Source organism: Bacillus cereus group sp. BfR-BA-01356, from assembly GCF_022663635.1.
In the GTDB taxonomy this organism is placed as follows: domain Bacteria; phylum Bacillota; class Bacilli; order Bacillales; family Bacillaceae_G; genus Bacillus_A; species Bacillus_A cereus.
This window is the reverse complement of sequence record NZ_JAKUFX010000177.1, coordinates 1-9,760: the sequence shown is the minus strand read 5'-3', so window position 1 is coordinate 9,760 and position 9,760 is coordinate 1. Positions and strand designations below refer to the sequence as shown.

The window sequence follows — 9,760 nt, the reverse complement described above, 5'->3', positions numbered from 1 at the left end:
AATCGAGAGATTCATAAGAAAACGTCATCCTTTCTAGTCTAGCTTTTTTAGAAAGAATAACGTTTTTTTACACTTGGGGGTAGTGAAGATTTTTAAGTTGATGGGCATGTATGATGGCCCTCTTTTGTAATTATTTGTGGATAATCTCCCTTTTCCACATCCATAGCTGTTGTTTGTTCGTAGAGCTTTCCGCCCATCTCCACAAACTTTTCTAAAAGTGTTTTTAAATAAAGAAGGGGATGGAATTGTGCTTGATTTTTCATTACAAGTGCAGATTGTACTGGAATAGGAATCGATAGAGATTGAACATAGTCACAAGGTATATTTAATTTTTGATAAGCTTCATATTCTTTCGTTAAATTTCTTAATCCGTTATCGGTAGTTGTATATAAATATGAATCTTCATTTGAGAAATTACAGTCGATTTTATATGTTTGAACAGTTTCATTTATGAATTGTAGAGCCTGATTATTTGATTCATAGTAAAGCCCGGCCTTTTCTACACCGAAATGATTTATTAATTCATCATAAATAAGATCATGTTGTGCTGTTACTTTCGCTGTTGTATGCTCAGTTGTTCCATTTAAAATACGACCAGAATCAATTAAAACAACATCGATGTCTTCTTTTGCAAGTAAATAGGCGGTAGTAATACCTGTAATACCAGCACCGATAATAGCAACTTTCGTCTTTATATTTTCGGATAAACGAGGGAAAGTAGGAAACTGAGTAGATTCAATCCAATAAGATAGCGGCAGTTGTGGAAATGTATCACTTGTCATTGCGGAAGCCTCCTGATTTTAGAACAATTTTCCTTTTAATATTTCCATATTATATGAAATTCATGTGTGTTGTTTTAGAAGTAGTCTATTTTTATTAAAAGAGGTTATAAATTATTTTAATATAATTAATTAGATGGGGCATTATGAAGTGGTAGGATTTATATAAAACTAAATTCAAGGGATTCTGTTTGTTGATTACATAGGGAGTTATTGAATGAGATAGAGTCTATGGCGTTTAAGAAAATGTCTATATATAGTGGGTAAATCCTTATGGAATCTATACATTTTCTTTAGTGAAATAAAGTATGATTATAAAAATATAACCACCTTTTATTACTAGGTCATAAAAGGTGTTGACAATATAGAAATTCTATTGTTATGATTCATCATGTGGAAAGGTTGATAGAGAGTAAAAAGAGAAATGTTTTTCATTGATAATAAAAGCGAAAAATAAGTGACGATAGAGTGAGTATATTTTCCTTATAATAGATGCTTTTTGGATCATCTAGTAAAATCAATCTGGAAGCAAGAATTGATATATGTAAGTTGCGCAAGGCGCGGCATAAGAAAGGAGCAAAAGGATGAAGGAGCTTCATACGTTTGGGTGGTATGCAGCACGTGTATCACCACATTTGCCGAAAAAAGCATTTAAACCAGTGCCTACTCGTTTATTTGGTGGACTGGCTTATTTGCTTGTGGCATTGGCGGGGTTAATATCGATTGGTGTATTTGAATTGAATGTGTGGGCGAATCTAGGAATTGCGATTGTTCTTGGATTATGTTTTGCTTCACTAGGATTTTTAGGGCATGAAATTTTACATGGAACTGTTGTAAGAAAGGCATGGCTTCGTGACTTCTTAGGCGCGATTGCATTTATGCCATTATCAACAGGGCCAAAGCTTTGGAGAAAGTGGCATAATGCAACGCATCATGTTCATACACAGCATGAAGAGAATGATCCAGATGCATGGCCGACACTTGAGAAACTTAAGAAGAGTAAGTTTTTGAGTTGGGTATATCGTATGCCTTTACATGTACGTTCATTCTTTAGTTTTCTGTCACTAACAATTCAATTTACATTGCATTCGACTCGAATGTTCTTTCATTTTATAAAAGAGTTCAAGTCATCCAATCAAAAATCTGTATGGCTTCAACTTCTTTTGCCTTGGACAGTTTGGATTAGTTTATTGTTTATTATGGGACCTGGAAAATGGTTATTTGCATATGTCATTCCGTTGTTAATTGCTAACTTTATTGTAATGGCATATATCGCAACAAATCACCGCTTAAATCCAATTGTTCCAGTAAATGATCCGTTAGCAAACTGTTTGTCAGTAACAGTGCCGCGCTGGGTAGACGTTTTACATTTCAATTTCTCATATCATACAGAACATCATCTGTTTCCTGCTATGAGTTCTAAATACTATCCGCTAGTAAAAGAGAAGATTAAAGAAATGTGGCCGGAACGCTATCATGAGATGCCGATGACAAAAGCTTTGGCAGCGCTATGGAATACACCACGTGTGTATTATCAAGGAAGTGAATTAGTGGATCCGCATAGAGAGCATTTCTATGGTTCTTTAGGAAATGGACTAGATCCTCATAATATTTCATATCGTGAGGAACATATAGAAGAAGAAAAGAGTATTAAAAAAGTAAATCAGTAAAAATTAATATATTTTTGCAATGAAAAAGCAAGCCATCTCAGGCTTGCTTTTTCTTATAAAGAAACTTCCTTTTTGTTCCTTTTATGGACTTGGACGGAGTTAGTTTCTTTTCGTTGTAATCGTTTTTCTAAAAGATTAACAAAATAAGTAAATAGAAGAACAAGTACGAGATAGTATGCACCAACGATTATGTAAGTATCTAATTGTTGGAAGTTACCTGCTGCAATTGATAAACCTGAACCCCATAATTCGGACATTCCTACATAAGCAACAAGTGAAGAATCTTTTAATCCGATAATAAATTGGTTTCCTAGAGGAGGAAGAGACAGACGAAATGCTTGTGGTAATATAATTCGTCGCATAGCTAAAGGATAAGGCATGCCTAAAGAGCGAGCTGCTTCTAATTGTCCCCGGTCAACGGATTGAATAGATCCACGGAAAATTTCCGTAATATATGCACCGTTATGAATTGCTAAAGCGATTGCACCTGCCCAAAAAGGGGTGAAAACAACAACGGATGTAATTCCAAAATATAGAATGGCAATTTGAACAATTAAAGGTGTACCACGAATAATAGCAATGTAGACATGAGCGATACTATTTAAAACTTTATTGTTAGAGATTCGAAAGAAAGCGAATAATAATCCAATTAATGAACCGAGTACTAGGGAAGTTAATGTTAATTGTAATGTGACAATAGTAGCCTTTAAGAGTGTGGGATAGGAAGAGATAAAAATTTCAAACATGCGTTTCACCTCATATTGTATAGATTTTAGTAGAGAATGAAATGCCCCACATAAAATGAACATTTAATCAGTGGGGCATTGTTTATGAATCTTTTGAATGGCTAACTTACTTCGTTTTTTCCTCTTCACCGAGAATATTACGCCCGAACCATTTTTTACTAATCTTTTCATACGTACCATCTTTAATGATTTCATCTAACGCTTTATTTACTTTCTCAACCATTTCTTTATCATCTTTGCGAATAGCAATTCCCATTTCATCAAGATTTAATGGTTTTCCGGCTTCTTTTATATTCGATTTTCCTTCTTTTATCATACGTAGACCAACCATTTGATCCGTAATTACTGCGTCAACACGCCCATGCTCTAAATCCATAAGAGCAGTAATATCGCTGTCATATTCTGTGATTTGATCCGTATATTTTGCAACAAGATTTTTAAAGGTACTAGCTTTTACAACACCAATTTTCTTACCTTTTAAATCTTCTGGAGAAGAGATAGCGTTATTCTTTTTAGCTACAAAAATTTGGGCGCCAGAGCGATAGTACGGATTTGAGAAACTAACAGCTTTTAAGCGCTCCTCTGTAATTGCCATACTACCCAGTATTACATCATATTTCTTCGCTTGAAGACCTTGAATCAGCGTTTCCCATGGGTTTGTAACTGGCGTAGCCTTCATGTTCATCTTTTTAGCAAGAGCTTCACCGATTTCTACATCAAAACCGACAAGTTTGCCGTCATTTTCTTTATAGTTAAAAGGTTTGTATAATCCACTCATCGCATAGCGAAATTCTTTTTCACCATTTGATGAAGTAGTAGAGCTTTCTTTGCTACAAGCTCCTAGTATGAAAGATGTGCATAGTGTAATGCTAGCAACAATGGTTAATAGTTTTCTTTTCATAAAACCCCTCCTATATATTGATCATACGGATGGTTTTTTAGTATGTTATTGAAATATTTTATTTGGATGATCAGTTGTGCACCGTATGAATGTATTCCTTTTCGTTTGAAACAAAAGTTACATTATAAAACGTTGCGTAAAAATTATTTTGCCCGTTCATGTGATGGAGCTGAAAAGAATTGTGCTGGCGGAGCATCTTCTACAATCTTTCCATCATCCATAAAGATGACGCGATCAGCTACATCTTTTGCGAAATTCATTTCATGAGTAACAATAACCATTGTCATCCCTTCTTCAGCAAGTTCTTTCATAACTTGCAATACTTCTCCAACAAGTTCAGGGTCTAAAGCTGAGGTAGGCTCATCAAATAGCATAATCTTAGGGCTCATTGCAAGAGCTCGTGCAATGGCAATGCGCTGTTTTTGACCACCTGAAAGAAGATGAGGAGTTACATCCGCTTTATCTTGAAGGCCGACTTTTTGGAGAAGTTGAGTTCCAATATCCTTTGCATTTGCTTTCTCTAATTTTTTTACGTGAATAGGTGCTTCTATGATGTTTTCTAGTGAGGTCATATGAGGAAAGAGGTTAAAGTGCTGAAAAACCATACCGACATTTTCACGGACTTTATTTAAATTTGAATGCTTTGGGTCAATTCGCTCACCTTGTAAGTGAATTTCGCCTTCATCGTACATTTCTAAAAAGTTAAGACAGCGAAGTAATGTACTTTTACCAGAATCACTGGCACCAATTAAAACAACAACTTCTTTTTCTTTTACTTCTAAATCAATTCCTTTTAACACATCAAGTGAACCGAATGATTTTACTAGATTTCGAACTTGAATCATACAAAACCCCCAGTTAAAAATATATTTTACAAATGTTGCCCCGTATTTCTGTTATTAGTCACAAATTGTCAGAATCCTTTATTTTTTTCGTGCAATTTGATATTCAAAGAAATAATATTTTTTAAAATCTCTATATCCTTCTATAATGAAAATATGGATAATAATATATAGGTAGTATTTATATTGCTTATAAAAAGGGGGAAAGGGAAGATGGAAAAAGAAAGAAAAACATTTTCTTTTGGATTACGTACACAACTTATGCTATTCACTACAGTTTTAGCTTTCATTACATATTCAACAAGTATATTTTTTATTTACGTGATATACGATTATTTTCAAAGTTATGTAAGTCAAACTGTATATAATATTATCGTTATGTTATTAGGGGTAGTATGGTCTGGAATTTTAGCATATGGAGCAGCCGTATTTTTAATTAAACCGCTTCGCAAGTTAGAGGAAGCGGCAAGAAAAGCAGCTGAGGGTGATATTCGTGAAGATGTTCCATTACCGAAGACAGATGATGAAATTAAATCTTTAAGTGTTGCATTTAATATGATGTTAGGAAACTTAAGGGGCATGGTAAAAAATATTGATACAACATTTTCGTATACAAATAATCAAGTACAGCAGATTAGAAAACAAACAGGCGAAGCAACGAGACAAGCGCAAGGTGTATCTGAGACACTTGCAGAGATTTCTTCAGGCGCTGAGCAATCAGCGGCATCAATTCAAGCAATTGTTTCTGCTGTTGATACAACGACTTCTATTGCAAGTGAAGTAGAAGAAAAAGCGAAGCAGTCTGATACATTGTCTTCAGAAATGGTTGAAGCTTTAGGGCATAGTACTCGTGTCTTTACGTCTTTAATTCAAGGTATTCAAACATTGGCAAAAGAAAATGAAGATTCAATGCAAAATGTACAGAAGTTAGAAGAACGAATGAAACAAGTAGAACATATTGTGTCTGTTGTGAGTGCGATTGCTAGCCAAACGAATTTATTAGCACTAAATGCTTCTATTGAGGCAGCTCGCGCAGGAGAGCATGGAAGAGGCTTTGCGGTTGTTGCGGAAGAAGTACGTAAACTTGCTGATGAAAGTGATCATTCTGCAAGAAACATATCGCAGTTATTACGGAATATGCAAGATGAAGTACAACAAGTTGCAATGAAAATGACAGAACAAGTGAAAATAGCTAAAGAAGAGGCGAAACGTGGGGAAGCTACGGAATTAATTTTAAAAGAAATGTCATCAAGTGTTATGGAAGTAGCCGATGCAACTCAGCAAATTAGTAGTTATATGAATGAACAAGTGAGCCACATTCATCAAACAGGAGCACAAACAAAAGCTGTAGCAGCAATTGCTGAAGAAACGTCAGCTGGTTCGCAAGAAGTAGCACGTGTGACGCTACAACAGTCTAAAAATATGATAGTAATCGATCAATTATTAAAGGATTTAGAGAAGCAAGCAACTGATTTGAAACAAACAATTGAACGATTTTCAATGTAAAAGGAAGAACAGAATATTGTTCTTCTCTTTTTTATTTAGCTTGATTTAATATTTACAGTTAAACTATGAACGTTTCCGCAACATTGTTTTCTGTCCCTTTCGGATGAAAATTATAGCGAGCTATAATATTAAAAGGGGTGTCTTTTATGAAAAAAGAAAAAAGACAACGGTTAATTAAACAATTTGTAAAGGAGTATGAAATAGATAAGCAAGAAAGATTAGTAGAATTGTTAGCAAAAAAAGATGTATTAGTAACACAAGCTACGGTTTCTCGCGATATTCGTGAGTTAAACTTAACGAAGGTACCTTCTCAAGAAGGATTAATGATATATAAAGTTTTCTCAGAAGAGCATGTACAAACTGATATAAAGTTAAAGAAAAAATTACGAGAAGTGGTTGTGAAAATTGATTGTGTAGATCAATTAATGGTTATTAAAACATTACCTGGTAATGCACATGTTATTAGTGTTTTATTTGATGAGTTAGATTGGAAAGAAAAAATAGGATGTATATGTGGAAATGATACATGCCTTATAATTTCACAGTCGAAATCAGATAGGGAGATTATAGAAGAAAGATTAAATTTAATTATTTAGATGCAAAAATCCTGTTTTTAATAAAATTAAAAACAGGATTTTTGTTTAAATACGGAAGTTAAATATTCAACATATATGCGTAATATATGTATTTTTTATTGAGAAAGCAAGATAGTTTGTTATAAAAATACATATTCGTATGATTTTAAAAAAATAACTTGTTTAATATTTCACAATGATAATGTGGATGCTTTCACAAAGATGAAAGTACAGAGCATTTATTATGTACTTGTAAGACATCAAACATATTTAAAAGGAGGTACAACAAATGAAACATCCGATACATGTTACTTCAGAAATTGGGGAATTACAAACGGTTTTATTAAAACGACCAGGTAAAGAAGTGGAAAACTTGACGCCAGATTATTTGCAGCAATTATTATTTGACGATATTCCATACTTACCAATTATTCAAAAAGAGCATGATTATTTTGCACAAACGTTACGCAATCGGGGTGTTGAAGTTCTTTATTTAGAAAAACTAGCCGCTGAGGCGTTAGTAGATAAAAAACTTCGAGAAGAATTTGTTGATCGTATTTTAAAAGAAGGACAGGCCGACGTAAATGTTGCACATCAAACTTTAAAAGAATATTTACTTTCCTTTTCAAATGAAGAATTAATTCAAAAAATTATGGGCGGTGTACGGAAAAACGAAATTGAAACAAGTAAGAAGACACATTTATATGAATTAATGGAAGATCACTATCCGTTTTACTTAGATCCAATGCCTAATTTATATTTTACTCGTGATCCAGCAGCTAGCGTGGGCGATGGCTTAACGATAAATAAGATGAGAGAACCAGCGCGTAGACGTGAATCATTATTCATGGAGTACATCATTAAATATCATCCAAGATTTGCAAAACATAATGTACCAATCTGGTTAGATCGTGATTATAAATTTCCAATTGAAGGTGGCGACGAGCTAATTTTAAATGAAGAAACAATTGCGATTGGAGTATCTGCTCGTACTTCAGCTAAAGCAATTGAACGTTTAGCTAAAAATCTCTTTAGCCGACAAAATAAAATTAAGAAAGTGTTAGCAATAGAAATTCCAAAATGTCGAGCATTTATGCATTTAGATACAGTATTTACAATGGTTGATTATGACAAGTTTACAATTCACCCAGCCATTCAAGGGCCAAAAGGGAATATGAATATTTATATTTTAGAAAAAGGATCAGATGAGGAAACTCTTAAAATTACACATCGTACTTCTTTAATGGAAGCATTAAAAGAGGTATTAGGCTTAAGTGAATTAGTTCTTATTCCATGTGGAGGAGGAGATGTAATTGCTTCTGCTCGTGAACAATGGAATGATGGCTCGAACACATTAGCAATCGCGCCAGGTGTAGTTGTTACATATGATCGCAACTATGTATCTAATACGTTATTACGGGAACACGGTATAGAAGTGATTGAGGTTCTAAGTTCGGAATTATCTCGTGGTCGTGGGGGTCCACGTTGCATGAGTATGCCAATTGTTCGTAAAGATATTTAGTATAAATAACGGAGAAAGTAGGGATGAATTATGTTAATGACTAGACCAAATTTAAAAGGAAGAAGCTTTCTAGCAGAAAAAGATTTTACACAAGAAGAATTGTTATATTTTCTAGATTTGGCAGCAGAATTAAAAGAGAAAAAGAAAAATGGTATCCCGCATCATTATTTAGAAGGTAAAAATGTAGCGCTCTTATTTGAAAAAACTTCTACTCGTACGCGTTGTGCATTTACAGTAGCATGTACAGATTTAGGGGCAAATCCTGAATATTTAGGGAAAGGTGATATTCAACTTGGGAAAAAAGAATCTGTAGAGGATACAGCAAAAGTGTTAGGGCGTATGTTTGACGGAATTGAGTTTCGTGGATTTAATCATGAAACTGTAGAATCTTTAGCACAAAATTCTGGTGTGCCAGTTTGGAATGGATTAACGGATATGTGGCATCCAACACAAACACTAGCAGATTTATTAACAATTAGAGAACATATAGGGAAATTGAAAAATGTGAAGCTCGTTTACGTTGGCGATGGGCGAAATAATGTTGCTAATAGCTTACTAGTTGGTGGAGCAATCGTTGGAATGGATGTACGTATTTGTACACCGGAATCTTTATGGCCTGCACAAGAAGTAATTGATTTAGCAAAAAAATATAATGAACAAGTAATGATAACAAGTAATGTGGAAGAAGCTGTTGCAAGTGCAGATGTAATTTATACAGATGTATGGGTGTCTATGGGGGAAGAAGAAAAATTTGCTGAACGTGTCGAGTTATTGAAACCTTATCAAGTAAATATGAAAATGATTAAAGCAACAGGGAATGAAAACGTAATTTTCTTACATTGTTTACCTGCATTTCATGATGTTGAAACGATGTATGGCGAAGAAGTTTATGAGAAATATGGGTTGAAAGAAATGGAGGTAACTGACGAAGTATTCCGCAGTAAACATTCAAAAGTATTTGATCAAGCTGAAAATAGAATGCATACAATTAAAGCGGTTATGGCAGCTACTTTAGGAAACATGGAGTAAAGAAGAAAGGGAGTCTTCCTTTCTTCTTTCTCCTCCTTTAGACACGATCATTCACTATTGCTTTTGTATTGTTATTGCAATTAAAGACCAACTATGAAAAGTCAAGGGGACATTTTCAAAAAATATTGCTAGAGGATTTTGAAAATAAATCCACTGGATTCGATAGGAAGTGGCTAAACGTCTTCATAAA

Annotated in this window: 7 protein-coding genes and 3 pseudogenes; 6 read left to right on the top strand and 4 right to left on the bottom strand. The window is 34.1% G+C overall.

Translation table 11 applies throughout. From position 1 onward, the window contains the following. Window positions 1-104 precede the first annotated feature (104 nt). A pseudogene (locus MR168_RS30655) lies at window positions 105-782 on the bottom strand (NAD(P)/FAD-dependent oxidoreductase); the annotation flags it as partial. A gap of 581 nt (window positions 783-1,363) precedes the next feature. On the opposite strand from MR168_RS30655, the gene desB reads away from it, so the two are divergent. Further along, the gene (desB, locus tag MR168_RS30650) at window positions 1,364-2,449 is read left to right on the top strand and encodes a Delta(10) desaturase DesB (RefSeq protein ID WP_000661226.1); all 1,086 of its coding nucleotides are present in this window, start codon (window positions 1,364-1,366) and stop codon (window positions 2,447-2,449) included. Window positions 2,450-2,502: 53 nt separating this feature from the next. On the opposite strand, the gene MR168_RS30645 is transcribed toward desB, so the two are convergent. From MR168_RS30645 to MR168_RS30635, 3 genes are all read right to left on the bottom strand, one after another. Further along, entirely contained in the window at window positions 2,503-3,258 is a 756-nt protein-coding gene (locus tag MR168_RS30645) for an amino acid ABC transporter permease (RefSeq protein WP_116269189.1), read from the bottom strand. A 43-nt stretch (window positions 3,259-3,301) separates the two neighbouring features. Continuing rightward, on the bottom strand, window positions 3,302-4,096 hold the full coding sequence (locus tag MR168_RS30640) for an ABC transporter substrate-binding protein (RefSeq protein WP_086412115.1): 795 nt from the start codon (window positions 4,094-4,096) through the stop codon (window positions 3,302-3,304). Window positions 4,097-4,239: 143 nt separating this feature from the next. Further along, window positions 4,240-4,941, bottom strand: coding sequence for an amino acid ABC transporter ATP-binding protein (locus tag MR168_RS30635; protein ID WP_086412116.1), 702 nt, complete (start codon window positions 4,939-4,941; stop codon window positions 4,240-4,242). 210 nt (window positions 4,942-5,151) lie between these two features. Between MR168_RS30635 and MR168_RS34005 the strand changes: the two are divergent. From MR168_RS34005 to argF, 5 genes and pseudogenes are all read left to right on the top strand, one after another. Then, window positions 5,152-5,502 (top strand): annotated as a pseudogene (locus tag MR168_RS34005) (HAMP domain-containing protein); the annotation flags it as partial. Between the two features lie 369 nt (window positions 5,503-5,871). Then, window positions 5,872-6,444, top strand: a pseudogene (locus MR168_RS34000) (methyl-accepting chemotaxis protein); the annotation flags it as partial. 146 nt (window positions 6,445-6,590) lie between these two features. After that, on the top strand, window positions 6,591-7,040 hold the full coding sequence (gene argR, locus MR168_RS30625) for an arginine repressor (protein WP_086411524.1): 450 nt from the start codon (window positions 6,591-6,593) through the stop codon (window positions 7,038-7,040). 268 nt (window positions 7,041-7,308) lie between these two features. Next, entirely contained in the window at window positions 7,309-8,541 is a 1,233-nt protein-coding gene (arcA, locus tag MR168_RS30620; RefSeq protein WP_000682331.1) for an arginine deiminase, read from the top strand. A gap of 30 nt (window positions 8,542-8,571) precedes the next feature. Continuing rightward, complete coding sequence (gene argF, locus MR168_RS30615) at window positions 8,572-9,570, top strand: ornithine carbamoyltransferase (protein WP_000930291.1); 999 nt, start codon at window positions 8,572-8,574, stop codon at window positions 9,568-9,570. Window positions 9,571-9,760: the final 190 nt, after the last annotated feature.